23 protein-coding genes are annotated in these 26048 nt (G+C 68.5%); 18 read left to right on the forward strand and 5 right to left on the reverse strand.

The annotated features are described in order from the left end of the window. Positions 1-117 precede the first annotated feature (117 nt). Genes YWM_RS0111635 through YWM_RS0111645 form a run of 3 tightly spaced genes read right to left on the reverse strand, consistent with a single transcriptional unit; the run spans position 118 to position 2972 of the window. Positions 118-1467 carry a TRAP transporter large permease gene (locus YWM_RS0111635; protein WP_028850877.1) on the reverse strand — a complete coding sequence of 450 codons (1350 nt, stop codon included), beginning with the start codon at positions 1465-1467 and terminating at the stop codon, positions 118-120. After that, a complete protein-coding gene (locus YWM_RS0111640; protein ID WP_028850878.1) occupies positions 1464-1964 on the reverse strand; it encodes a TRAP transporter small permease in 501 nt (166 codons plus the stop codon). Before YWM_RS0111640 ends, YWM_RS0111635 begins: the two co-directional genes overlap by 4 nt. Before the next feature lie 3 nt (positions 1965-1967). Continuing rightward, entirely contained in the window at positions 1968-2972 is a 1005-nt protein-coding gene (locus YWM_RS0111645; protein WP_028850879.1) for a DctP family TRAP transporter solute-binding subunit, read from the reverse strand. A 142-nt stretch (positions 2973-3114) separates the two neighbouring features. Here YWM_RS0111645 and YWM_RS23285 point away from each other — a divergent pair, with 142 nt between their 5' ends. The 11 genes from YWM_RS23285 to YWM_RS25230 all read left to right on the forward strand — a co-directional run bounded on the left by YWM_RS23285 (position 3115) and on the right by YWM_RS25230 (position 13935). Continuing rightward, a complete protein-coding gene (locus YWM_RS23285; protein WP_211232489.1) occupies positions 3115-4008 on the forward strand; it encodes an IclR family transcriptional regulator in 894 nt (297 codons plus the stop codon). Then, positions 4005-5177: an acetyl-CoA acetyltransferase gene (locus tag YWM_RS0111655; RefSeq protein ID WP_028850880.1), complete on the forward strand. Its 1173-nt coding sequence runs from the start codon at positions 4005-4007 to the stop codon at positions 5175-5177. Before YWM_RS23285 ends, YWM_RS0111655 begins: the two co-directional genes overlap by 4 nt. Next, positions 5174-6739 (forward strand): acyl-CoA synthetase, encoded by a 1566-nt coding sequence (locus YWM_RS0111660; protein WP_084612357.1) that lies wholly within the window; start codon positions 5174-5176, stop codon positions 6737-6739. The genes YWM_RS0111655 and YWM_RS0111660 overlap by 4 nt, the downstream gene beginning before the upstream one ends. After that, complete coding sequence (locus YWM_RS0111665) at positions 6736-7602, forward strand: PCC domain-containing protein (protein ID WP_028850882.1); 867 nt, start codon at positions 6736-6738, stop codon at positions 7600-7602. The genes YWM_RS0111660 and YWM_RS0111665 overlap by 4 nt, the downstream gene beginning before the upstream one ends. Continuing rightward, the gene (locus tag YWM_RS0111675) at positions 7592-8389 is read left to right on the forward strand and encodes an SDR family NAD(P)-dependent oxidoreductase (protein WP_028850883.1); all 798 of its coding nucleotides are present in this window, start codon (positions 7592-7594) and stop codon (positions 8387-8389) included. Before YWM_RS0111665 ends, YWM_RS0111675 begins: the two co-directional genes overlap by 11 nt. 135 nt (positions 8390-8524) lie before the next feature. Then, positions 8525-9928, forward strand: a complete 1404-nt coding sequence (gene tig, locus YWM_RS23290; protein WP_043660800.1) for a trigger factor — start codon at positions 8525-8527, stop codon at positions 9926-9928. 142 nt (positions 9929-10070) lie between these two features. Beyond that, complete coding sequence (locus tag YWM_RS0111685; protein WP_028850884.1) at positions 10071-10685, forward strand: ClpP family protease; 615 nt, start codon at positions 10071-10073, stop codon at positions 10683-10685. 17 nt (positions 10686-10702) lie between these two features. Continuing rightward, entirely contained in the window at positions 10703-11335 is a 633-nt protein-coding gene (locus YWM_RS0111690) for an ATP-dependent Clp protease proteolytic subunit (RefSeq protein ID WP_043660805.1), read from the forward strand. Positions 11336-11630: 295 nt separating this feature from the next. Then, entirely contained in the window at positions 11631-12929 is a 1299-nt protein-coding gene (clpX, locus tag YWM_RS0111695; RefSeq protein WP_028850886.1) for an ATP-dependent Clp protease ATP-binding subunit ClpX, read from the forward strand. Positions 12930-13141: 212 nt separating this feature from the next. Beyond that, positions 13142-13354 carry a DUF5708 family protein gene (locus YWM_RS23295; protein ID WP_043660807.1) on the forward strand — a complete coding sequence of 71 codons (213 nt, stop codon included), beginning with the start codon at positions 13142-13144 and terminating at the stop codon, positions 13352-13354. Next, a complete protein-coding gene (locus YWM_RS25230; protein WP_052344816.1) occupies positions 13351-13935 on the forward strand; it encodes a TetR/AcrR family transcriptional regulator in 585 nt (194 codons plus the stop codon). Before YWM_RS23295 ends, YWM_RS25230 begins: the two co-directional genes overlap by 4 nt. Positions 13936-14165: 230 nt before the next feature. On the opposite strand, the gene fdhD is transcribed toward YWM_RS25230, so the two are convergent. Further along, complete coding sequence (gene fdhD / locus YWM_RS0111715; RefSeq protein WP_028850888.1) at positions 14166-15005, reverse strand: formate dehydrogenase accessory sulfurtransferase FdhD; 840 nt, start codon at positions 15003-15005, stop codon at positions 14166-14168. Positions 15006-15075: 70 nt separating this feature from the next. On the opposite strand from fdhD, the gene YWM_RS0111720 reads away from it, so the two are divergent. After that, the gene (locus YWM_RS0111720; RefSeq protein WP_028850889.1) at positions 15076-15735 is read left to right on the forward strand and encodes a GOLPH3/VPS74 family protein; all 660 of its coding nucleotides are present in this window, start codon (positions 15076-15078) and stop codon (positions 15733-15735) included. A gap of 3 nt (positions 15736-15738) precedes the next feature. Here YWM_RS0111720 and YWM_RS0111725 read toward each other — a convergent pair whose 3' ends face one another. Continuing rightward, positions 15739-18027, reverse strand: coding sequence for an FdhF/YdeP family oxidoreductase (locus YWM_RS0111725; RefSeq protein WP_028850890.1), 2289 nt, complete (start codon positions 18025-18027; stop codon positions 15739-15741). A gap of 75 nt (positions 18028-18102) precedes the next feature. On the opposite strand from YWM_RS0111725, the gene YWM_RS0111730 reads away from it, so the two are divergent. From YWM_RS0111730 to YWM_RS0111755, 6 genes are all read left to right on the forward strand, one after another. After that, the gene (locus tag YWM_RS0111730) at positions 18103-18450 is read left to right on the forward strand and encodes a DUF488 domain-containing protein (protein WP_043660813.1); all 348 of its coding nucleotides are present in this window, start codon (positions 18103-18105) and stop codon (positions 18448-18450) included. Positions 18451-18454: 4 nt separating this feature from the next. Further along, complete coding sequence (locus tag YWM_RS0111735; RefSeq protein WP_156914751.1) at positions 18455-18922, forward strand: SRPBCC family protein; 468 nt, start codon at positions 18455-18457, stop codon at positions 18920-18922. A gap of 42 nt (positions 18923-18964) precedes the next feature. Next, positions 18965-21589, forward strand: a complete 2625-nt coding sequence (locus tag YWM_RS0111740; RefSeq protein ID WP_028850893.1) for a valine--tRNA ligase — start codon at positions 18965-18967, stop codon at positions 21587-21589. A 145-nt stretch (positions 21590-21734) separates the two neighbouring features. Next, a complete protein-coding gene (locus YWM_RS0111745; RefSeq protein WP_028850894.1) occupies positions 21735-22517 on the forward strand; it encodes an IclR family transcriptional regulator in 783 nt (260 codons plus the stop codon). Positions 22518-22740: 223 nt separating this feature from the next. After that, positions 22741-25101, forward strand: coding sequence for an arylsulfatase (locus YWM_RS0111750; protein ID WP_028850895.1), 2361 nt, complete (start codon positions 22741-22743; stop codon positions 25099-25101). A 91-nt stretch (positions 25102-25192) separates the two neighbouring features. Beyond that, positions 25193-26032, forward strand: a complete 840-nt coding sequence (locus tag YWM_RS0111755; protein WP_052344818.1) for a formylglycine-generating enzyme family protein — start codon at positions 25193-25195, stop codon at positions 26030-26032. The last annotated feature ends 16 nt before the right edge of the window (positions 26033-26048 follow it).

Raw genomic sequence — 26048 nt, forward strand, 5'->3', positions numbered from 1 at the left:
CCCGCCAGCCCTACCAACCCGACTACCGGCGAAACACGGCTACCGCTGCTTGACAAACACATTAGGCAGCCACCTGCCCGGACAAGTCGAACGGGTTCACGCCATCGGCCCTTTCGTCTAGAAGCCCAGCAGATCCGGCAACCAGTTGGACAGCTCGGGGATGAAGGCGACCAGCAGCACCACCGACAGCCCGGCGACGAAGAACGGGCGGATGCCGCGCACCACCTCGAACAGCGGGACCCGCGCGATGCCTGCGGCCACGAACAGGTTCACCCCGACCGGCGGAGTCACCAGGCCGAGCGCGAGGTTGACCACCATCATCACGCCGATGGTCGTCACGTCGACGCCCGCTTCGAGCAGCACCGGAGCCACGATGGGCACGAACAGGTACAACGCCGACACCGCATCGATGAACGCACCGACGATCAACAGCAGAACCACGACGAGCAGCAGCACCAGCGCCTGGTTGCCCGCCAGCCCCAGCAGGGCGTTCGCGACGCTCTCCGCGATGCGGTTGACCGTCACGACGTAGGCGAAGACCGATGCCGCGCCGACGATGGTCATCACGACCGCCGACTGGGCGGCCGAGGTGACCAGAATCCGGTAGAGGTGCGCCGCCTTGATCTCCCGATAGCCGAACACGCCGACAATCAGCGCGTAGGCCGCTGCCACCACCGCGGACTCGGTCGGAGTCACGACCCCGCCGTAGATGCCCCCGAGGATGATCACCGGAACCAGCAGGCCGGGGATCGCCTTGGCGAACGCGGCCAGCAGGCCACGCAAGCCGCCCGGGCCTTCGGCGTCCGCCGACACCTTGCTCGGCGCGGTGGCGGCCCCGGGGGAGTCGCCCGCAGGGGCGGCGGCACGCTCGCGCGGGAGGAAGAGCGCGGCGATGACCAGCGCGATCGCCAGCAGGATGCCGGGAATGATCCCGGCGACGAACAGGCGCACGATCGACACGCCCGCGTAGTCGCTGACCACCACGGCGAAGACGATGAACGCGATGCTCGGCGGCACGATGATGCCCATCGACCCCGCCGTGGCCATCAACGAGGTGGCGTGCCGCTTCTCGTAGCCGTGCCGCACCAGCGCGGGGATGAGGATGGACCCGATCGCGGCGACGGTCGCCGGGCCGGAGCCGGAGATGGCGGAGAAGAAGAACGCCGCCAGGATGACCACGATCGCCAGCCCGTGCTTACGCCTGCCGACACACGCGTGCGCGAAGTCCACCAGGCGACGGGAGATGCCCGCGTACTCCATGATCACGCCGGCCAGGATGAAGAACGGGATCGCCAGCAGCGTCTCGGACGACACGGACGCGGTGAAGACGCTGGGCACGACGGACAACATGTCCAGCCCGCCCATGGCGACCAGGGAGCAGACCGCGGCGATTCCGAGCGCGAACGCGACCGGGACGCCGATGAGCAACAGAACCAGGAAGCTGCCGAACAGCACCGCGCCGATCACTGCTCAGCCTCCTCGCTCGGCTTGGTTTCCACGGTCGTGGTGGTGAAGCCGCTGCGCGCCGCCTCGATCGTCCGGTAGATGCCGAAGACCGCCCCGATCGGCAGCGCCAGCGTGAACAGCCACTGCGGTACTTCCATCGACGGCGTCGCGCGTCCGCTGTCGATCTGCCGCACGGCGAGGTCGAAGCCGTACCACAGCAGCACGACCAGGAAGACGATGACGGCCACGGCGATCAGGGCCGTCATCGCGGTGCGTACCGCGCCGCGCACCTTCTGGTGCAGCACGGCGAACCCGAGGTGGGCGCCCTCGCGCAGGCCGATGACCGCGCCCATCATCACCATCCAGATCGCCAGGTTCACGGTGAGTTCGCCGGTGAACGCCAGCGAGAGGTTGAAGAAGTACCTGCTCACCACGTTCACGAAAGCCACCACGGCGACCACCGCGAACGGTATGGCGGCGAGCAGGTTCTCCACCACGGCCAGTCTGCGTCCCCACATGACTCAGCCCTCCGGGCTCACGGCGCGGGTGAGCTCAGGTCCCCACACCTGCTGGTACTCGGCGTACAGCGGTCGCACGGACTCGCGGAATGCGGCCAGCTGCTCGTCACTGAGCTCGGTGACCTCCATCAGCTCGGCCTGCTCGCTGACCTGGGTCCGCTCGTTGTCGCGGTTCGACGAGATCTGGTACTCGTTGGCTTCCTCGGCCGCCTCGGTGACGATGCGCTTGTCCTGTTCGGAGAGCGCGTCGAACTCCTCCTTGTTCATCCCGAGCACCAGCGGGTCGTAGACGTAGTTCCAGATCGTCAGGTACCGCTGGACCTCGGCAAGCCCCGCCGAGGAGATGACGTCCATCGGGTTCTCCTGACCCTCGATGGTGCCCTGCTGCAGAGACGTGAAGACCTCGGAGAAGTTCATCGTCAGTGGGTTGGCGCTGAGGTCACGGAAGAAGTCGGTGAACAGCCCGATGCCCGGGATGCGGATCTTGATACCGGCCAGGTCGCCGGGGGAGCGGATGGGCCGGACGTTGTTGGTGACCTGCCGGAAACCGCTCTCGCCGAAGCCGAGCATCTGCACGCCGTGTTCGGCGCACAGCCGCTCGTACGCCTCCCGCGCGCTGCGTTCGATCACCCGGTCGGCTTCCTCGTAGTCCCGGTACAAGAACGGCGCGTTGATCGCCCCGAACCGCGGATCGATACCCGCGTAGATGATCGTGGAGTTGTACGAGAAGTCCTTGTCGCCGTGCATCAGCTGCTCGACGCCCGCGGCCGGATCGCCCGCCGAGAGCTGCTCGTTGGTGAACACGTCGAGCTTCATGCGGCCGCCGGAGCGCTCTTCGAGCGTGTCGGCGAAGCGTTGCGCGGCCTTGTACCACGTCGACGACTCACCGGTCGTGACGGTCATCGTCCACGAGTAGGTCTCCTCGCTGGCAGCGTCCACCGCGGTGCAGCCACCGAGGGTGAGGCATGCGAGGACGGCGACGCCACGACGCCACGATTTCGACTTCATTGTCCGTCTCTCCTCGTCCGCCCGAGCGAGGGCCATTCGATCGTGGGAGAGCGTTATCCACGCTGTCAACAGTTTGCGAGGCTTGGTGGTCCATGATGTGGACCGATTGTCAAGCGGTGTTTCGGCGCTCATCATGAGGTCCATGCGTCCCGAGTTGGCGGCCTCCCGAGTGTCTGATCCCGGCATCAGTGCACGTCGGTCCGCATCATGGACCATCGCGCACGCCGCCGAGACGGGCGACGAACCGCCCGGGTCGCAGAGCGTGCAGCGCACGCTCGTGTTGCTGAACCTGGTCGGCGTGCTGGCGCGGGATCGTCCGGAAGGCGTGTCGCTGGCCGAGCTCACCAGGGTCAGCGAGCGGCCGAAAGCGAGCGTGCGGCGGGCGTTGATCGCGCTCATGCACGCCGGCTACGTCGAGCAGGATTCGAAGACCGCGCGCTACCGCCTCGGCGTGCAGGCGGCGGTGCTCGGTGAGCTCGCCAGTCACGGGGCGGACCGGCTGGGTGAGGCCAGTACCGACAGCTTGATCAGGCTGGCCGATGCGGCGGGCGACACGGCGTTCCTCACCGTGCGGCACGGCAGCTACGCGGTCTGCGCCCGGCGGCAGGAAGGGCCTGGGCCGATCCGTAACTTCGCGCTGGCCGTGGGGGACCGGCATCCGCTCGGCATCGGCGCGGGCAGCTTGGCGATCCTCAGCGCGCTGCCCGACGAGGAGGTCGAGCAGGTGATCGCGGCGACCGCGGCAGCCCGGCAACGTTACCCGCGCTTCGACGACGAGACGATGCGCCGCCTGGTACGCCGGTCCCGGAAGAACGGCTACGCGCTCAACGACGGCCTGGTCATCCCCGGCTCGTGGGCGATCGGTGTGGTGGTGCCCGACGCCGACGACCGCCCGGTGGCGGCGCTGAGCATCGCCAGCATCGCCGAGCGCCTGCGCGGTGCGCGTCGCGACGAGCTCGTCGAGTTGCTGCAGAGGGAAGCACACAACGTCCATTCGGCATTGCAGGCACTGCAGGCGCATCGGAGGAAGGCATGACAACGTCGCCGTGCATCATCGGCTGGGGTCATTCGCAGTTCGGCAAGGCCGCCGAGCCGACCGTGGAAGCGTTGCTGGCGCGGGTGACCGGGGAGGCGCTCGACCATGCCGGCATCGGCGCAGACGAGGTCGACGGCGTCTTCGTGGGGGTGTTCAACAGCGGCCTGTCGCGTCAGGGCTTCGAAGGCGCGTTGGTGGGAGCCGCGCAGCCCGAGCTGGCGACCGTGCCCGCGGTGCATGTGGAGAACGCCTGCGCGACGGGCTCCGCCGCGTTGTACACCGCACTCGATTTCGTCCAGTCCGGTCGAGGACGGATCGCCTTGGTCGCCGGCGCGGAGAAGATGACGCACGCCGAACCCGCCGTCCTCAACGACGTGCTGCTGAGCGCCTCCTATCGGGCCGAGGAAGAGCAGGCGGGCAGCTTCGCCGGGGTCTTCGGCGATCTCGCTCGGCGGTACTTCGACCGGTACGGCGACCACCGCGAAGCGCTGGCGCGGATCGCGGCGAAGAACCACGCCAACGGGGCAGGCAATCCGTACGCGCACCTGCGCAAGGACCTGGGCTTCGAGTTCTGCAACATCGTGTCCGACCGCAACCCCGTGGTGGCCGACCCGCTGCGGCGAACCGACTGCTCGTTGGTGTCGGACGGAGCCGCCGCCGTCGTGGTGGCCTCCCGGGACGTCGCGGTGAAAGCCCAGCGAGCGGTGACGTGGCGGGGGCGCGCGCACGCCAACGACCACCTGCCGCTGTCCCGCCGCGGAGACGTGCTGGTGTTCGGTGGCGCGCGGCGGGCCTTCACCCAGGCGATGACCGAGGCGGGAGCGTCGCTGACCGACCTCGACCTGCTGGAGACACACGACTGCTTCACCATCGCCGAGTTGCTGCAGTACGAGGCGTTCGGGTTGACCGAAGTCGGCAAGGGAGCGAGCGCGATCGAGGACGGACGGACACACCGCGGCGGCGAGCTGCCGGTCAACCCGTCCGGTGGGTTGAAGGCCAAGGGGCATCCCATCGGCGCGACGGGCATCTCGCAGCACGTGATGGCCGCGCTGCAACTCACCGGTGAGGCGGGCCAGATGCAGATCCCGGACGCCGCGCTGGCCGGTGTGTTCAACATGGGTGGCGTCGCGGTCGCCAATTACTTCTCGGTGCTGGAGCGGTGGCGGTGACCGAACAGCGGCGCGCGGTCAATCTCGCGAACCTGCTCACCACGATCGCGCGACGGCTCCCGGAGCGCGACGCGGTGGTGCACGGGGCGGTGCGACTGTCGTGGCGGCAGCTCGATGCCCGGGCCTCGGCGATCGCCGAGCAGCTGCGGGCTCGCGGTATCAAGCGCGGCGACGCCGTGCTGGTGCACTCGCCCAACCATCACGAGCTGATCGCGACGATGTTCGGGATCTGGCGTGCGGGCGGGGTGCTTGCCCCGGCGAACTTCCGTCTCACCCCCGCGGAGGTCGCGGATCTGGCGGACCTGACGCAGCCCGCGGCCGTGGTGTGCCACGTCGACTACTCGCAGCACGCGGACGCTGTCGCGAAGGCTGCCGATCTCCGCGGCGACCCGCTGTGGATCGCGGCCCAGCCCGACGCGCCGGGCGCGATCGCGTCGTTGGTCGAGCCGACGGAGCCGGTGCCGGACGAGCCGGTCTGGAACGGCGACGCCGCGTGGTACTTCTTCACCTCGGGTACCAGCGGTCGGCCGAAGGCCGCCGTGTTGACGCACGACCACATGGGCTTCGTGATCAACAACCACCTGTGCGACCTGATGCCCGGCCTGGCCGCCGACGACGTGCAGATCGTGGTGGCGCCGTTGTCCCATGGCGCAGGGGTTCACCTGCTGCCGCAGGTCGCCCGGGGCGCGAAGACCGTGCTGCCGACGTCGGAGAAGCTCGATCCCGCGGAGATCTGGCGGCTGGTGGAAGCCGAGCGGGTGACCAACGCGTTCACCGTGCCGACGATCCTGACCACGCTCACCCGCGCCCCCGAGGTCGACCGACACGACCACAGCTCGCTGCGCTACGTGATCTACGCGGGTGCGCCGATGTACCGGGCCGACCAGGAGCACGCGCGCACGGTGCTCGGTGACGTCCTGGTGCAGTACTACGGGCTGGGTGAAGTCACCGGAGCCATCACCGTGCTGCCGCCGCAGGAGCACGACCGGACCCCGCCCGAAGGTGTCCCGTTCGGCACGTGTGGCTATCCGCGCACGGGAATGCGGGTGAGCATTCAGTCGGACGACGGTCAAGAACTGCCACCCGGCGAGCAGGGCGAGATCTGTGTCGCCGGGCCCGCGGTGTTCGCCGGATATCTGCGCAACGACGAAGCGAACGCGGCGGCCTTCCGCAACGGCTGGTTCCGCACCGGTGACCTCGGCATGGTCGACGACGAAGGCTATGTGTACGTCACCGGCCGGGCGTCGGACATGTTCATCTCCGGCGGGTCGAACATCTACCCGCGGGAGATCGAGGAGCGCCTGCTCCTGCACCCCGGCATCGCCGAAGTCGCCGTGGTGGGTGTGCCGGACGAGAAGTGGGGCGAGATCGGCGTCGCGGTGTGCGTACCGTCCGACGATCCGTTGCCCACGGAAGACCTGCGGGAATGGCTCGGTCGGTCGCTCGCCCGCTACAAGATTCCCAAGCGCTTCGAGTGGTGGGACGCGATCCCGAAATCGGGCTACGGCAAGGTCGTCAAGCGCACCATCCGCGAACGACTGCTCGACCGGGAGCAGGCATGACGCGACGGGCGGGAGTTCCCCTGCGCCATCCTGGGCCGGTCGCCGAGGAGCGGATCGTCGTGGTCCCGACCCGGGTGTCCGTGCAGCGCGTGGAGATCCCGCCCGGTCGCAGACTGTCCGAGTACCTCCACGATGTGGTGTCCACGGCGGGGTGCGCGGGAGCCAACGTCGAGCTCGCGCACGGCAGCTTCGGCGCGTTGCGCTACGTCCACCCGGCCGTAGGCGAGGACCGCCCCGCGTTCTACAGCGAGGCGATCGAACCGCCAGGGCCGTGCTTCGTGCAGGGCGGCGCGGCAACGGTCGGCACGCGCGACGGCGAAGGCTTCACGCACATCCACGCCACCTGGATCGACGGCCTCGGCCGGGTGCGCGGTGGACACCTGCTGCCCGAGTGCACGGTCGGTGACATCCCGATCGAAGCGACCGTGCGCCTGCTGCACGACGTGGCCTGGGTCAGCTCCACCTGCCCGGAAACGATGATGCCGGCGTTCAGCCCTCGGGCCAGGCGCGGATGCGAACGTCCGCACGCGGTGTCCGCGCGGATCCGTCCCGGGGTCGACCTGTGCGATGCGGTGGTCGAAGTCGCCGGCAGAGCGGGCTTTCCCACGGCACGGGTGCGAGCCGGCCTCGGCAGCGTGGTGGGCGCTCGACTGCGCACCGGTGAAGGACGGGTGACCGAAGCCGACTGGCCCGCCACCGAGTTCACCTCGCTGGCCGGCACGGTGAGCGACCGCGACGTCAGCCTCGCCGCGGTCGCGGTCGACCGCAACGGGGACGTGCACTCCGGCGTGGTGATCCCCGGCCAGAACCCGGTGGCGGTGACCTTCGAGCTCTACCTCGAGGAGGGTGCTCATGACGGATGACCGGCTCGCTGGGCGGGTGGCCCTGGTGTTCGGCGGCGGTGGCTCCTCCGACGGCGTCACCAACGGTCAAGCGGCAGCGATGACCTACGCCCGTGCGGGTGCCTCGGTAGCGGTGGTGGACATCGACGCCGCAGCGGCCCGGTGGAGCGCTGACGCCATCAACGACGAAGGCAACACCGCTGTCGCGCTGACCGCGGACGTCACCGACAGCACCCAGGTCGCCGCAGCCGTCGCCGCGACGAAAGAAGCGTTCGGGGCGGTCGACGTGCTGCACAACAACGTCGGCGCGACGGTGCTCGGCACACCGGAGGAACTCAGCTACGAGCACTGGCAGAAGGCCTTCCAGCTCAACGTCGACGGCGCCTTCCTCGCCTGCAAGCACGTCCTGCCGTTGATGATCGAGCAGGGACGCGGGGCGATTGTCAACGTCTCGTCGCTTGCCTCCATCCGGCACGTCGGCTACCCGTACCCCGCGTACATGGCGGCCAAGGCCGCGGTCAACCAGCTCACGGTGTCGGTGGCGTTGACGCACGCCAAACACGGCATCCGCGCCAACGCCGTCGCGCCGGGCTTCATCGACACACCCTTGGTCCGGCGCCAGCTGGCTTCGCAGGCCGGTTCGATCGACGAACTCCTCGCCGCCCGTAACGCGCTGAGCCCCACCGGCAAGATGGGCACGCCGTGGGATGTGGCGAACGCGAGCCTGTTCCTCGCCTCCGACGAAGCGGCCTACGTCAACGCGGTGTGTCTTCCGGTGGACGGCGGCATGGCCATGTCTACCGGGTGAGCCGGTCGGGGTACTCGTGGCAGGAGCATGCTCGAAGTCAGAGGTGTTGGGACGGCGTTTTCGCGCAGCATCTAGACTCGGGCAATCGCCCGGAGAACACGGGCCGTACATCTGTCAAGCCCCGAGGAGCACACGTTGAAGAGCACCGTCGAGCAGCTGAGCCCGACGCGCGTAAAGATCAATGTCGAGGTGCCGTTCGACGAACTGAAGCCGAACTTCGATCGCGCCTACCGCAAGATCGCGCAGCAGGTCCGGATTCCTGGCTTCCGCCCCGGCAAAGTTCCCGCTCCCGTGCTGGAGAGCCGCATCGGTCGCGGTCCAGTGCTCGAAGAGGTGGTCAACGAGGTCATCCCCGCCAAGTACATCGAGGCGGTGCAGGCCGAGGAGGTCCGCACGCTCGGGCAGCCGGACTTCGAGGTGACCAAGCTCGAGGACCGGGAAGTACTCGAGTTCACCGCCGAGGTGGACGTGCGGCCGGAGATCGAGATCCCCGACCTGTCCGGCGTGACGATCACCGTCGACGACATCGAGCTGAGCGAGGACGAGGTCGACGAGCAGCTGGACGAGCTGCGCGCCCGGTTCGGCACGCTGGTCGGGGTCGACCGCCCCGCCGAGTCCGGTGACTTCGTCTCGATCGACCTGTCCGCCGAGGTGGACGGCGAGCCGGTGGAGGACGCCAGCACCGAGGGCCTGTCGTACGAGATCGGCTCGGGCCAGCTGGTCGAGGGCATCGACGACGCGCTGATCGGCCTGTCCAAGGACGAGAGCGCCACGTTCACCACCAAGCTGCTGGCCGGCAAGTACGCCGGACAGGAAGCCCAGGTCACCGTGACCGCACGGTCGATCAAGCAGCGCGAGCTGCCGGAGGCCGACGACGAGTTCGCCCAGATGGCGTCGGAGTTCGACACCATCGAGGAGCTGAAGGAAGACCTGCGGGAGCGGCTGCGCCGGGTGAAGCGCATGCAGCAGGGTGTGCAGGCCCGGGACAAGGTGCTGGACGCCCTGCTGGAGGCCGCGGACGTGCCGCTGCCCGAGGGCGTCGTGCAGGCCGAGGTGGACAGCCGCAAGCACGAGGCGATGCACCAGCTGGCCGACACGCACGACGACGAGGAACTGCTCAACCGAGCGCTGGAGGCCTCGGGCAAGGACCCGAAGGAGTTCAACGAGGAGCTGCGCACCGAGGCGGAGAAGACGGTGCGGACCCAGCTGCTGCTGGACTCGATCGCCGACGCCGAGGACGTCACGGTCGACGACAGCGAGCTCACCGAGCGCATCGTCTACCAGGCGCAGCGGTTCGGTGTGTCGCCGGACGAGTACGTGCAGCGGGCCCAGCAGTCCGGCCAGCTCGGCGCGATCTACGCCGACGTGCGGCGCGGCAAGGCACTGGCCGGCGTGGTGCGCAAGGTCACCGTGACCGACGCCAGCGGCAACGAAGTCGACCTTTCCGACCTGTTCGGCGGCGACGAGCAGTCCGACGGCGAGGCCGGCGACAGGTCCGGTGACGAGGCCAAGGCGCAGGAGTCGGCCACTGACGAGTGACGCTGTGAGCGAACGGCGGCCGGATCGGGCATGTCCGGCCGCCTCCGTTCGTTAGTGTCGATGACGACATCGGTGGCACCCACCGACGGCAACCCCAAGATCAACCCAAGGTCCGCTGGGACCTGATGTGAGGCAGGCAGACGTGACGCAGCAACCAACGCCTAGCATGCGGACGGCCACTCAAGGCCTGAACCTGACCGACTCGGTCTACGAGCGGCTGCTCCAGGAGCGCATCGTGGTGCTCGGATCCGAGGTCAACGACGAGGTCGCCAACCGGATCACCGCCCAGTTGCTGCTGCTGGCCGCCGAAGACCCGGAGAAGGACATCCGCTTCTACATCAACTCGCCGGGCGGGTCGGTGACGGCGGGCTTCGCGATCTACGACACCATGCAACTGATCGAGCCGGACGTGGCGACGTACGCGATGGGTCTGGCGGCGTCGATGGGGCAGTTCCTGCTCTCGTCGGGCACGCCGGGCAAGCGGTACGCACTGCCGCACGCGCGCATCCTGATGCACCAGCCGTCGGCGGGCGTCACCGGTACCGCGTCCGACATCGCCATCCAGGCCCAGGTCTTCAGCAAGTGGAAGCAGGAGCTGGCGAAGATCACCGCGGAGCAGACCGGCCAGACCGTCGAGCAGATCATCGCCGACGGTGACCGGGACCGCTGGTTCACCGCGGAAGAGGCCAAGGACTACGGCTTCGTGGACGCGGTGCTCACCCGCGAGATGCTGGCCAACAACGGCTCGGCCCGCTGACCGGAGAGGAAATCGTGATGAACCCTCAGAACCAGCTGCACCTGCCCCAGTCGCGGTACGTCCTGCCGAGCTACGTCGAGCGCACCAGCTACGGCATCAAGGAGTCCAACCCGTACAACAAGCTCTACGAAGAGCGGGTGATCTTCCTCGGTGTGCAGGTGGACGACGCGTCCGCCAATGACGTGATGGCCCAGCTGCTGCACCTGGAGCACGAGGACCCGGACCGCGACATCGTGCTGTACATCAACTCGCCCGGCGGCTCGTTCACGTCGCTGATGGCGATCTACGACACGATGCAGTTCGTCCGGCCGGACATCCAGACCTACTGCCTCGGTCAGGCCGCGTCGGCCGCCGCCGTGCTGCTGGCCGCGGGCACCGAGGGCAAGCGGTTCGCGCTGCCCAACTCGCGGGTGCTGATCCACCAGCCGTCCACCCAGGGCACCTACGGTCAGGTGTCGGACCTGGAGATCCAGGCCAACGAGATCCAGCGGGTGCGTGCCCTGCTGGAGAACACGCTGGCCAAGCACACCCGCAAATCCGCGGAGGAGATCCGCGCCGACATCGAGCGCGACAAGATCCTCACCGCGGAGCAGGCGCTGGAGTACGGCATCGTCGACGAAGTCCTGCAATACCGGAAGGGCGCGGCGTAAGCTGAAGGGTCAGCCCTAGCAGCTTCACCTCGCAGCACGCCGAGGTTTCCTTGCCGACTTCGACAGAATCGTGACCTGGTCGTACTTGGCGAGGTGTGTCAATTGCAGGCACGCTCGAGGTGAAGCAGCTAGGGTGCGGACTACAGCGGTCCACGTCACGCTCGATTGAGGCTCCCACCGGGAGCGGGTGACGGGGTAGCGTCAGTAGGTGAAAGAGGCTGCGTTACCCGCGAGGCCACACGAACGCACCAGGTGCATCGGTTGGAAGCACCGGAGGGGACAGAGGTCTACGGTCATGGCGCGAATCGGCGACGGCGGCGACCTGCTGAAGTGCTCGTTCTGCGGGAAGAGCCAGAAGCAGGTCAAGAAACTCATCGCCGGCCCCGGCGTGTACATCTGTGACGAGTGCATCGACCTCTGCAACGAGATCATCGAGGAAGAACTCGCCGAGACGCGCGACGTCAAGTTCGACGACCTGCCCAAGCCCGCGGAGATCCACGATTTCCTCGAGCAGTACGTGATCGGGCAGGAGGAGGCCAAGCGCTCGCTGTCGGTCGCGGTCTACAACCACTACAAGCGGATCCAGAACGAGGCGAAGTCCGGGCCGAAGGATCCCAAGGAAGAGCCGGTCGAGATCGCCAAGTCGAACATTCTCATGCTCGGTCCGACGGGCTGCGGGAAGACGTACCTGGCGCAGACGCTGGCGAAGATGCTCAACGTCCCGTTCGCCATCGCCGACGCCACCGCGCTGACCGAGGCGGGCTACGTCGGCGAGGACGTCGAGAACATCCTGCTGAAGCTCATCCAGGCCGCCGACTACGACGTGAAGCGGGCCGAGACCGGCATCATCTACATCGACGAGGTCGACAAGATCGCGCGCAAGAGCGAGAACCCGTCCATCACCCGCGACGTCTCGGGTGAGGGCGTGCAGCAGGCGCTGTTGAAGATCCTCGAGGGCACCACGGCGTCCGTGCCGCCGCAGGGCGGCCGCAAGCACCCGCACCAGGAGTTCATCCAGATCGACACGACGAACGTGCTGTTCATCGTGGCCGGCGCGTTCGCCGGGCTGGAGAAGATCATCAACGAGCGGATCGGCAAGCGCGGCCTCGGCTTCGGCGCCGAAGTCCGTACCAAGGCCGAGATCGAGTCGTCGGACATCTTCGCCGAGACGATGCCGGAGGACCTGATCAAGTTCGGTCTCATCCCCGAGTTCATCGGCAGGCTCCCGGTGGTGGCCAGCGTGACCAACCTGGACAAGGAGTCGCTGGTCCGCATCCTGACCGAGCCGCGCAACGCGCTGGTCAAGCAGTACAAGAAGCTGTTCGAGCTGGACGGCGTGGAGCTGGAGTTCACCCAGGGCGCGCTGGAGGCGATCGCCGACCAGTCGCTGCTGCGGGGCACCGGCGCGCGCGGGCTGCGGGCCATCATGGAGGAGGTCCTGCAGCAGGTCATGTACGACATCCCGTCCCGCCAGGACGTGGCCAAGGTCGTCATCACCGAGCAGACGGTCCGGGAGAACGTGAACCCGACCATCGTGTCCCGGCAGCCGTCGCGGCGCCGGGCGCAGCAGGAGCGCAGCGAGAAGTCCGCCTGACGGCAACCTTCGACTGGACAGAACGGCCCACTTCGGTGGGCCGTTTTCGTTTGTTCGGAAGCGTTTGCCGGTGAAAGTCCGCGCGACGGGTCCTGCTCGATCCGCCACGCCACCCGATCACGGGTCACCCGCCGGCAGATTGGCTCGGGCCTGCGTGGCCTGTACACTCGTACAGTACGAACGTACAGGCACCGAATCGGGGGAGTGGAGCAGTGCGCAAGAACGACATCCTGTCTTTTGGCATCGGCATCGCCATGGTCGCCATCGGCGTGGCGCTGTGGCTCACCACCGGTGACGTCGAGACGCCTGTTGTCTCGCTGGACAAGGTGGGCATCGTGGTGGCCGTGCTCGGGGTCGTCGAGCTCGTCGTCACCACGGTCAAGGTGATCAACCCCGCGACCCGTCATCGCGACGAACCGCTGTGACCAGCCGGCCGCGTGGCGCGCACCTGCTGGACGCGGTGCTGGAGATCGTCGCCGAGAAAGGTTTTCACGCGGTCAGCATGCGGACGGTCGCGGCGCGGGCGAACGTGTCCGTGGCGCAGGTGCAGTACTACTACCGCACCAAGGCGGACCTGGTCGCGGCGGCTTTCGAACGCGCAGCCGCGGAGTTCGTCGCGACAGTGCGGTCCTTGCTGGACGAGCCTGCCTCGCTCGAGCGGCTTCGGGACGTCGTGTGGCAGTGGCTGCCGCTGGATCCAGAGCGCGAGTCGCGCGCCCGCGTCTGGCTGGCATACACCGCCGCGGCGGTGACCGAGGCGAGCTTGACGCAGACGGCAGCTCAGCTGGACGCCGAGCTGCGCGAGTGGTTCACCTCCGAGCTGACCACTCTGCAAGCAGCGGGGGAGATCGACTCCGAGCTGGATCCGGCTCAGCTGGCCGGGCAACTGCTCGCGCTCATCGACGGCGCCACGATGCATTGCCTGGTGCTCGCCACCGAGGAACGAGCCCAGCACGCCGAACACACGGTCGGAGCGTGGCTGGAGGGTTTGCGGCCTCGGGACTGACGCACACGTTGGAGCGTGGCAGGCGGGGCTGCGCGCTCCGGGCTGGCACCCGGTTGAGATTGCGCGCTCCGGGCTGACTCGCGGTCGCATGTGGCCGGCGGTTGCGGCCTCAGGGCTGGCGCACGGTCGTGGCCGGCTGGGCTGCGCGCTCCGGGGGTGACTCGCGGTCGCTTATGGCCGGCGGTCGCGGCCTCAGGCTGACGCACAGAGCGTGCCCGGCTGTTTTGCGCTCAGCGCTGACGCATCGAACCGGTCAACCGGTGGTGGCCGGTGTAGACGTTCATGCTGCCGCCGCGCAGAAAGCCCACCAGCGTCATGCCTTGTTCCGCGGCCAGCTCCACGGCCAGCGACGACGGTGCGGACACGGCGGCGAGCACCGGGATGCCCGCCATGGCCGCCTTCTGCACCAGCTCGAACGACGCCCGCCCGGACACCAACAGCCCGGCGCCGAACAGCGGTATCCGGCCTTGCAGCACGGCCCAGCCGATCGCCTTGTCGACCGCGTTGTGCCGTCCCACGTCCTCCCGGACCACGTGCAGCTTCCCCTGGTGATCGAACAGGGCCGCGGCGTGCAGGCCGCCGGTCGCTTCGAACACGCGCTGCCGCTGCCGAAGCGCATCCGGCAGGCCTGCCAGGACCGCGGGGTCGACCGGGACGGGATCCGGAGCCGGATCGAACCGGGTCCTGGTTCGCACGGCGTCCAGCGCTGCCTTGCCACAGATGCCGCACGACGAGGTGGTGTAGAAGTTGCGTTCCACCCCGATGGCCGGGGACGGGACTCCGGGGCTGAGCGTCAGGTCCAGCACGTTGTAGGTGTTGCGGCCCTGGTCGTCGACACTGTCGCAATAGCGGGCGGTGTCCACGTCGTCGCGCGAACCGATGACGCCTTCGCCGAGCAGAAATCCGTGTGCGAGCTCGACGTCGTCGCCCGGGGTTCGCATGGTGACCGCGAGGGCCTTGCCGTTGACGCGCAACTCCAACGGCTCCTCGGCGGCGAGGACGTCCTCGCGCGTGTGCGCACCGTCGCCGGCGATCGCGAGGACCTTCGTTCGAGTGGTGATCCGGCCCATCGACGCCACCTCTTTCCAACACGGCCTTGCCAGGAGTGCGGGTGCGCCCGCGTCGAGCTAGCGTGGCGGGATGCTGCTCGCCGAAGAACTCCTGTTGCTCGCTTATGACGACGATACGGGCCGCCCGGAGTGGGGGACCAACCTCGATTACGCGTTGGTCGGCGCGGTGCTGATCGAGCTGGCCGAACTGGGCCACGTCGAGTTGGACGGCACGGGCCGCAAGGCGCGGCTGGCGGTGAAACGGACGGCGCCGACCGGGCACCCGGTGCTCGACGAATGGCAGGCCAAGATCGCCGAGCACGACGGCCGCAAGCCCAAGGACGTCGTTGCCAAGCTGAGCAGCAAGCTGCACGGCAAACTGCTCGACCACCTGGCCGAGCGCGGCATTCTCAGCAAGGAGCGGAACAAGGTGCTCGGCTTGTTCCCGACCACGCGCTGGCCCGCGCAGGACTCCAGCCACGAGGCGAAGCTGCGCGAGGATCTGCGACAGGCCTTGGTGGCCGGCGTCGAACCCCAGCCGCGGGTGGCCGCGCTGATCTCCTTGCTGCACGCCATCGGCACGGTGCCGCGAGTGGTCGACAAAGCCGACCGCAAGCCGGCCAAGCAGCGCGCCAAGGCCATCGCCGAAGGCAACTGGGCGTCCGACGCCACGCGCAGGGCCATCGAGGAGATGACCGCGGTGGTGGTGACCGTCGCCGTGATCCCCGTCATCACCGCGACGAATACCTGACCGTCAGTCGTTGCGCGGCTCCAGCCGTACCACGATCGATTTCGACACCGGGGTGTTGGACACCTCGGCGACCGCCTGCACCGGGACCAGCGCGTTGGCTTCGGGGAAGTACGCGGCCGCACACCCGCGCGGCGTCGGGTACGCGACGAGACGGAACCGCTCCGCCCGCCGCTCGACACCGTCGAACTCGGAGATCACGTCGACCATCTGGCCGTCGCTCAGCCCGCGTTCGGCCAGGTCCTCGGCGTTGACGAACACCACCCGGCGACCGTTCTCGATGCCGCGGTAGCGGTCCGACAGGCCGTAGATCGTGGTGTTGTACTGGTCGTGGCTGCGCAGCGTCTGCAGGATCAGCCTCCCCGGCGGGACCCGCAGCACCTCGAGCTCGTTGACCGTGAAGTTCGCCTTCCCGGTCGCGGTGGGGAATGTGCGGCTGTCGCGCGGCGGGTGCGGCAGCACGAAGCCGTCCGGCCGGCGCACCTTGGCGTTGTAGTCGTCGCAGCCGGGTACCACGCGGGCGATCGATTCCCGGATGACGTCGTAGTCCTTCTCGAACGCCTCCCACGGCACCGGGTGGTCCGGCCCGAACAGTGCCTTGGCCAGTCCGCACACGATGGACACCTCGCTGCGCAGCTGACCGCTGGCGGGGGCGAGCGTGCCGCGTGAGCGGTGCACGACCGACATGGAGTCCTCGACCGTCACGAACTGCTCGCCGGAAGCCTGCACGTCCCTTTCGGTTCGGCCGAGTGCGGGCAGGATCAGCGCGGTCCGCCCCGGCACCACGTGCGAGCGGTTCAGCTTGGTCGACACCTGCACGGTCAGCTCGCACGAACGCAGCGCTCGTTCGGTCAACGCGGTGTCCGGGGTGGCGGAGACGAAGTTGCCACCCATCGACATGAACGCCTTCGCCTTGCCCGCGGCCATCGCCTTGATGGCCTCCACGGTGTCGTAGCCGACCTTGCGCGGCACGGTGATGTCGAACTCGTGCTCGAGCGCGGCCAGGAACGGCTCCGGCATCTTCTCGTAGATGCCCATCGTGCGGTCGCCCTGCACGTTGGAGTGGCCGCGCACCGGACACGCTCCCGCACCCGGCTTGCCGATCATCCCGCGCAGCAACAGCACGTTGACGATCTCCCGGATGGTCGGGACGGCCTTGCGGTGCTGGGTCAGGCCCATCGCCCAGCAGACGATGGTGCGCTCGGACCGCGCGAACATGTCGGCGACCTTCTCGATCTGCTCGGTCGACAGGCCGGTGGCCTCGAGGATGTCGTCCCAGGACACCTCGGCGACGTGCTTGCGGTACTCCTCGAAGCCCGCGGTGTACTTGTCGACGAACGCGGAGTCCACCGCGTCCTTCTCCACCAGCAGACGGCCGAGCGCGGTGAACAACGCGAGGTCGCCGGCGATGCGCACCGGAACGAACTCGTCGGCCAGCGGCGTGCCCTTGCCCACCAACCCGCGTACGTTCTGCGGGTTGCGGAAGCGCATCAGGCCCGCTTCCGGCAGCGGATTGATCGCGATGATCTTGGCGCCGTTCTGCTTGGCCCGCTCGAGCGCGGACAGCATGCGCGGGTGATTGGTGCCGGGGTTCTGCCCGACCACCACGATCAGGTCGGCCATGGTGAAGTCGGCCAGACTGACCGAGCCCTTGCCGACGCCGATCGTCTCGGTCAACGCCGCACCGGACGACTCGTGGCACATGTTGGAGCAGTCCGGCAGGTTGTTCGTCCCGAAGCTGCGCACCAGCAGCTGGTAGGCGAACGCGGCTTCGTTGGACGTGCGGCCCGACGTGTAGAAGATCGCTTCGTCCGGGCTGCTCAGCCCCTTCAGCTTCTCGGCGATCAGCGCGAACGCGGAATTCCAGTCGATCGGCTCGTAGTGGGTCGCGCCCGGCCGCAACACCACCGGCTCGGTCAACCGGCCTTGCTGGCCCAGCCAGTAGTCGGTGCGTTCGGCCAGGTCGTCGATCGAGTGCTCGGCGAAGAACTCCCGCGTCACCCGGCGCTTGGTGGCCTCCTCCGCGACGGCTTTCGCGCCGTTCTCGCAGAACTCGATGTGCTTGCGCTTCTCGCCCGCCGCTTCCTGCGGCTCCGGCCAGGCGCAGCCCGGGCAGTCGAACCCTTCCCGCTGGTTGATCAACCGCAGCGCGCGCACGGTGCGCACCGGGCCGACCTGCTCGATGGTCCGCTTCATCGAGACGGCCACGCCTGGGATGCCTGCCGCCCAATCCTTCGGCTTGCCGACTTCCAGTTGTGCTTCGTCGATGTCTGCCTGAGGTGCTTTGCGTGCCACGTCCCCATGATGCACCTTCGGCAAGCAGAACCCGAGAGCCAAAAGGGCCAGGTCATCCATCGTTACGCTGAACGTATGCGGCTGCGCAGGGTTTACGACGAGCCGTCCCCGGACGACGGCACCCGCGTGCTGGTCGACCGTGTCTGGCCACGCGGGGTCAGCAAGGACCAGCTGGATGCGGAGTGGGTCCGCGACGTCGCGCCGTCGACCGAGCTGCGGAAGTGGTTCGGCCACGACCCGGAGCGGTTCGCCGAGTTCACGCGTCGCTACCGGGAGGAACTCGAGTCCGAGACGGCGCAGGAGGGTCTCGAGCGGCTACGGGCCCTGGCCGAGCGTGGCCCGGTCACACTGTTGACCGCAACGCGCGACATCGAGCATTCGCACGCCGCAGTCCTGGTGGATCTGCTGAACGACAAGGGTTGAGCCCGTGAGCACAGTGCGCGTCGAATCCGTCCTCGAAGCCGACGCGGACGATGTGTGGTCGGTCATGCAACGGCCGGACACGGTGCGCTACGTGCTCAGGCCGTGGATCTGGCTGCCCGCGGTGAACGGACGCAGCGACCTCGCTCGGGAGGGGGCCTCGCTGACCGGGTGGATGTTCCTGCTGTACGTCATCCCGCTGGGCAGATACACGATCACCGTCGCAGACGTCGACCCGATGAACCGGACCGTGCGGACCCGAGAACACGGCGGCGTAGTTCGTAGCTGGCAGCACACGCTGCACGCGGAACCGCTCGAACCCGGGCGTTGTCGCTACACCGACACGGTGCTGATCGACGCCGGCCTGTTCACGCCGGTCGTGACGGCGTTCGCTCGGGCTCTGTTCCGCTACCGGCATTGGCGCTGGTGGCGACTGGTGCGGCGCGGGGACCTCGGTTCGGCCGCCAAGGGGTAATCCGAGTGAGGCGGCCAACAGCCGGTTCGTAGACTTCTGGGCGTGACCGACAACGCTTCTCGCCCCAGCACGAATCTGCCCACCGCGTGGAACCCGGCCGACCACGAGGCCGAGCTGTACCAGCGGTGGGTAGACGCGGGCTACTTCACGGCGGAGGCGGGCTCGGAGAAGCCGCCGTACACCATCGTGCTCCCGCCGCCGAACGTCACCGGCGCGATGCACATGGGGCACGCGCTCGACCACACGCTGATGGACGCGCTCACCCGCAGGCGCCGCATGCAGGGCTACAACGTGCTCTGGCTGCCCGGCATGGACCACGCGGGCATCGCGACCCAGAACGTGGTGGAGCGCGAGCTGGCCAACGAGGGTCTGTCCCGGCACGACCTCGGCAGGGAGAAGTTCGTCGAGCGCGTGTGGGAGTGGAAGGAGACCTACGGCGGCAAGATCCTCGACCAGATGCGCCGCCTGGGCGACGGCGTGGACTGGACGCGCGAGCGCTTCACGATGGACAGCCAGCTGTCCCGCGCGGTGCTGACGATCTTCAAGAAGCTGTACGAGGACGGCCTGATCTACCGCGCCGAGCGCATCATCAACTGGTGCCCGCGCTGCCACACCGCGCTGTCGGACATCGAGGTGGAGCACGCCGACGTCGACGGCGAGCTGGTGTCCATCCGCTACGGCGACGGCGAGAACTCCATCGTGGTCGCGACCACGCGGGCCGAGACCATGCTCGGTGACACCGCGGTGGCGGTGCACCCCGACGACGACCGGTACAAGCACCTGGTCGGCACGGAGGTGGAGCTGCCGCTGACCGGCCGGATGATCCCGATCGTGGCCGACGAGCACGTCGACCCGGAGTTCGGCACCGGCGCGGTCAAGGTCACCCCGGCGCACGACCCGAACGACTTCGAGATCGGCAAGCGGCACGACCTGCCGATGCTGACGATCATGGACGAGCAGGCCGTGGTCACCGCCCCCGGCCCGTTCCAGGGCCTGGACCGGTTCGAGGCACGGCCCGCGGTCGTCGCCGCGCTGCGGGAACAGGGCCGGATCGTCGCCGAGAAGCGGCCGTACGTGCACGCGGTCGGGCATTGCTCCCGGTGCGACACGGTCGTCGAACCGCGGCTGTCCATGCAGTGGTGGGTCCGCGTGGCGCCGCTGGCGAAGGCGGCAGGCGACGCGGTCCGCGACGGGCGCACGACCATCCACCCGCCGGAGCTGGCCAAGCGCTACTTCGACTGGGTCGACGACATGCACGACTGGTGCATCTCGCGCCAGCTGTGGTGGGGCCACCGCATCCCGGTCTACTACGGCCCGGAAGGCAAAGAGATCTGCCTCGGCCCGGACGACGAGCTGCCGCCGGGGGAGTGGGAGCAGGACAGCGACGTCCTGGACACCTGGTTCTCCTCGGGCCTGTGGCCGTTCTCCACGCTGGGCTGGCCGGACGACACCGCCGACCTGCGCACGTTCTACCCGACATCCGTGCTGGTCACCGGCTACGACATCCTGTTCTTCTGGGTGGCCAGGATGATGATGCTGGGCACGTACGCGATGGACGGCAAGCAGCCGTTCGACCACGTGTTCCTGCACGGCCTGATCCGCGACGCGACGGGCAAGAAGATGTCCAAGTCGCGCGGCAACGTCATCGACCCGCTGGACTGGCTGAACGAGTTCGGCGCGGACGCCACCCGGTTCACGCTGGCCCGGGGTGCGAACCCGGGCAGCGACATGGCCATCGCCGCGGAGTGGGCCGCGGGCTCCCGGAACTTCTGCACCAAGCTGTGGAACGCCAGCCGCTTCGCGCTGATGAACGGCGCGAAGGTGGCCGAGCTGCCGGAGCGATCCGAGTTGACCGACGCCGACCGGTGGATCCTCGACAAGCTCGACGCGTTGGTCGTCGACGTGGACGAGCGGTTCGAGCAGTTCGAGTTCGCCAAGTTGTGCGACGCGCTCTACCACTTCACGTGGGACGAGTTCTGTGACTGGTACGTCGAGCTGGCCAAGGTGCAGCTGGCCGAGGGCGGCGACCGGGCGGAGACCACGCGGGTGGTCCTCGGCCGGGTGCTGGACACGCTGCTGCGGCTGCTGCACCCGGTGATCCCGTTCGTCACCGAGGTGCTGTGGACGTCGCTCACCGGTGGCGAGTCGCTGGTCATCGCCGAGTGGCCGAAGGCGACGAAGGCGCCTGCCGACGAGGCCGCGGCGACCCGCATCGCCGACGTGCAGCGGCTGGTCACCGAGATCCGGCGCTTCCGCTCCGACCAGGGCCTCAAGCCGGGGCAGCGGGTGGCGGCTCGCTTGTCCGGCGACGGCCTGCAGGAGCTGGCCGCGCACGAGCAGGCGGTTCGCTCGCTGGCGCGGTTGAACGCCCCGGAGGAGGGCTTCAGCACCACGGTGTCGGTCGACGTGAACCTGACCTCGGGTGTGGTGGCCGTCGAGCTGGACCTGTCCGGCGCGGTCGACGTGGCCGCGGAGCGCAAGCGGGCGGAGAAGGACCTGGCGGCAGCGCGCAAGGAGCTCGAGCAGACGGAGAAGAAGCTGGCCAACCCGAGCTTCTTGGAGAAGGCGCCGGCCGCGGTGGTGGAGAAGATCCGAGCCCGCAAGGCGGCCGCGGAAGCCGACATCGAGCGGATCACCGCGCGGCTGGAGTCGCTGCCGACCGCCTGATCACCGGCCCGCGGGGTCGGCGACCTGCGTAGCACCAACGACGCCGATCAACCCTCGGCCGCCATCCCGCGGTCGGGGGTTGATTGCTTCTCCGACTTCCGCGTGGCTCGAGGTGGAGACGGACCGGCCTGGTTATTGTTGCGGTATGAGCAACTCGGGGAGCGACGGTGGGTCGGGCGTGGTGCAGTCGGTGGATCGCGCCATCGAAATCCTGGAGCTGCTCGCGCGCACCGGCGAGTCCGGCATCACCGAGATCGCCGCACACCTCGGCGTGCACAAGTCGACCGCCTCACGGCTGGTCTACACGCTGCAGAAGCGTGAACTGGTCGAACAGCACGGTGAGCGCGGCCGGTTCACCCTCGGGCTGGGCGTTCTCCGGTTCACCGGTGCGGCGTCGAACCAGTCGGAGATCGTCCGCGTCGGCACCCCGCTGTGTGAGGCGCTGGCGGAGAAGCTCGGGGAGTCGGTGCACATCGCGGTCCTGGACGGCACCGACGTGATCAACGTGTGCGAAGCTCGCGGCCCTTCGGCGATCTCCACCCAGGAGTGGACCGGCAGGCCCACCCCGCCGCACACCTCGTCCAGCGGCAAGGTGCTGCTGGCCGCCGCGCCGCGGGAACGGCAGGAACTGGTGCTCAGCCGAGGTTTGGAGGCTTGCGCGCCACGCACGATCACCGACCCGCACCGCCTGCGCGAGGAACTGGAACGGGTTCGCAAGGACGGCTACGCGGTGGCGATCGAGGAATTCGAGCCGGGCTTGCACGGCGTGGCCGTACCCGTGCGCGGCAAGGGCGATGACGTGATCGCCGCGATCAGTGCGTCCGGCCCGTCCTACCGGATGAAGCGCACACAGATGCGGGACATGGTCGCCGAGCTGCGGATCGCCGCGCAGGACTTGTCCGCGCGTCTCGGCTACGCACGGCGATAGCGCCCGGAAGCAGGCTTGACACGCCCGCCGAGCAGCCTGCACCGTGGAAGTTGCATATAGTCCAATTAGTTGCGTAATGAGCGACTATTGCCAATGGTCGACCCGGCGTTCGCGTGCTCGCGCGCCTTCGTGCCCTGACCCGGGCAGTCCCTGCCCGAGCCGTACGCCGGTTGACGAGCTTCTCCGGCGCAGGCCGGGCAGGAGAGCACGAAGGAGGATCGCGATGTCCGAACCGCAGGCCGGCAGGCACCACTTGCCGATCCCGGACGACCCCCGCCCGTCAGCGACAGCGGTGGATGTACGCGACCAGAGCCCGCAGTTCTCGCCACCGCAGCCGCTGCGGCCGCCCAAGGGAGCGCCGAACGTCGTCGTGGTGCTGATCGACGACATGGGCTACGGCGCTCCGAGCGCGTACGGCGGGCCGTGCCACATGCCGACCGCGGAACGGCTGGCCGAGAACGGATTGCGCTACACGCGGTTCCATGTCACGGCGCTGTGCTCGCCGACCCGTCAGGCGTTGCTGACCGGCCGTAACCACCACTCGGTCGGCATGGGCGTGACCACCGAAATGTGCAGCGCCGCGCCCGGCTACAACGGCATCCGGCCGCGGAGCGCAGCCACGCTGGCCCAGGTGCTGGCGGGCAACGGCTACAACACCGCGGCGTTCGGCAAGTGGCACCAGACTCCGGTGCGGGACGTCAGCCCGGCGGGCCCGTTCGACCGGTGGCCGACGGGGGAGGGGTTCGAGAAGTTCTACGGCTTCCTCGCGGCCGAGATGAACCACTGGTACCCCCTGCTGTTCGACGGGACGACGCCGATCGAGCCGGACAAACGGCCGGAGGACGGCTACCACCTGTCCGAGGACCTGGTGGATCAGGCCATCGCCTGGATCACCGACCAGCACACGCTGAAGCCGGACGTCCCGTTCTTCGTCTACCTGCCCTTCGGCGCCACGCACGCGCCGTACCACGTGCCGAAGGAATACCGGGAGGCCTACCGCGGCAAGTTCGACCACGGCTGGGACCGCCAACGCGAGATCACGCTGCAGCGGCAGAAGGAGCTGGGTGTCGTGCCGCCGGAGACCGAGCTCGCGCCGTGGCCGGACGACGTCCCGCACTGGGACGAGCTGTCCGAGACCGAGAAGCGTGCGGCCGCTTCGCTGATGGAGTTGTACGCCGGGTTCGCCGAGCACACCGACGCCCAGGTCGGCAGGCTGGTGGACGCGCTCGAGCGGCTCGGCGTGCTGGACGACACGCTGATCGTCTACATCCTGGGCGACAACGGCGCCTCCGGCGAGGGCGGCATCGGCGGGACGCTGAACGAGCACCGCATCGCCAGCGGGCTGGTCGACTCGGCCGAGTTCATCAATGCCCATGACGACGTGCTGGGGGATGCGACCACGCACGCGCACGGCCCGGTCGGCTGGGCGTTGGCGATGAACACGCCGTTCCAGTGGACCAAGCAGGTGGCGTCGCACTTCGGCGGCACCCGGGACGGGATGATCATGCATTGGCCGAAGGGGATCACCGATCGCGGTGGCATCCGGCACCAGTTCCACCACGTCATCGACATCATGCCGACGATCCTGGACGTCGCGGGCATCCCACAGCCTTCCTCGGTCGACGGGGTGGCGCAGCAGCCGATCGAAGGGCTGAGCATGCGCTACACGTTCGACGACGCCGAGGCATCGGACCGGCGGCGCGTGCAGTACTTCGAGATGGTGGGCAATCGCGGCATCTACCACGACGGCTGGATGGCCGTCACCAGGCACGGCACGCCGTGGGAGATGGTGCAGTCCGGGCGCAAGTGCTACGACGACGACGTGTGGGAGCTCTACCACGTCGACGAGGACTTCGCGCAGGCACACGACCTCGCCGGCGAGTACCCGGAGAAGCTGCGCGAGCTCCAGCAGCTGTTCATGATCGAAGCGGCGAAGTACAACGTCTTCCCACTGGACGACCGGATGACCGAACGGGAGAACCCGAAGGAGGCGGGCAGGCTCGACCTGCACGGCGACCGCGATTCGATCACGTTCCACGGTCCCGGCCTGCGGCTGACCGAGGAGACCGCGCCGAACGTCAAGAACCGGTCGTTCACCATCACCGCCGAGGTGGAGGTGCCCGAAGGCGGCGCGAACGGCGTGATCGTCGCCCAGGGCGGTCGCTTCGGCGGGTGGTCGTTCTACGTGACGGACGGCAAGCCGAGCTACGCCTACAACTACTTCGGCCTGAGCGTCCAGAAGATCACCGCGCCGCAGCCGCTGCCTCCCGGCAGGCACGAGGTGGTGTTCGACTTCAGGTACCAGGGCGGAGGCGTCGGGCGCGGCGGCACCGGTCGCCTGCTCGTCGACGGCGAGAAGGTCGCCCAAGGCCAGATCGAGGCGACCATTCCGTACTACTTCGCGTTCGACGAGACCTTCGACGTCGGCTGCGACCGCGCGACGCCGGTGACCGACGACTATCCGGTCGTGGACAACGCGTTCACCGGCACGCTGCACACGGTGCGGTTCGACCTGGCCGACGACCAGTGCAGCGATGTGGCCAGCGAGCAGGCGAGGGAGCGTTACCGTGCCGCCCACGCCTGACGCCGGACACTCGTGTTGCGCGGTGTCCGCCGAGCGGAGCAGCCACCGGCCGGCGGCCGTGGAATCGACGGCTCCACCCAGGACCGACGGCATGCTCCGGCTGGCCGGTGGCGAGTTCCTGATGGGCAGCGACGACCCACGCGCGTACCCGGAGGACGGCGAAGGCCCGGTCCACCGCGTCCGGGTGGACCCGTTCCTGATCAGCCCCACCGCCGTCAGCAACGCGGAGTTCGCGGAGTTCGTCGAGGCGACCGGCTACCGCACGGACGCCGAGCGGTTCGGCTGGTCGTTCGTGTTCGGTGGCCTGCTACCGGATGACTTCCCGCCGACCCGCGGGGTGGCCGCCGCGCCGTGGTGGCGACAGGTCGAAGGCGCTGACTGGCGCCATCCGTACGGCCCGCAGTCCGATCTCGACGGTCTGGAGGACCATCCGGTCGTACACGTGTCATGGCACGACGCGGCCGCCTATTGCGCGTGGGCCGGGCTCCGGCTGCCGACCGAAGCCGAGTGGGAGTACGCCGCCCGCGGCGGGCTCACCGGCTGCGCGTTCCCGTGGGGCGACGAGCTCGAGCCCGGCGGCAAACATCGGATGAACGTGTGGCAGGGAACGTTCCCGCGGCACAACACGATGGACGACGGATGGCTGGGCACCTGCCCGGTGCGGGAGTACGAGCCGAACGGATTCGGCTTGTACAACACCACCGGCAATGTGTGGGAGTGGTGCCACGACTGGTTCGACCCGACGTACTACCTGCGCCGGGTGTCGGACAATCCACGTGGGCCCGCAGGCGGAATGCTGCGGGCAGCCCGTGGCGGTTCGTACCTGTGTCACGAGTCGTACTGCCGCCGCTATCGCGTGAGCGCACGGCAGGGGCTGACACCGGATTCGTCGATGGGCAATACCGGGTTCCGGGTGGCGGCCGACGTGTGAGGTCGCCGGGGGGGCG

Source organism: Thermocrispum municipale DSM 44069 (assembly GCF_000427825.1).
Classification (GTDB): Bacteria; Actinomycetota; Actinomycetes; order Mycobacteriales; family Pseudonocardiaceae; genus Thermocrispum; species Thermocrispum municipale.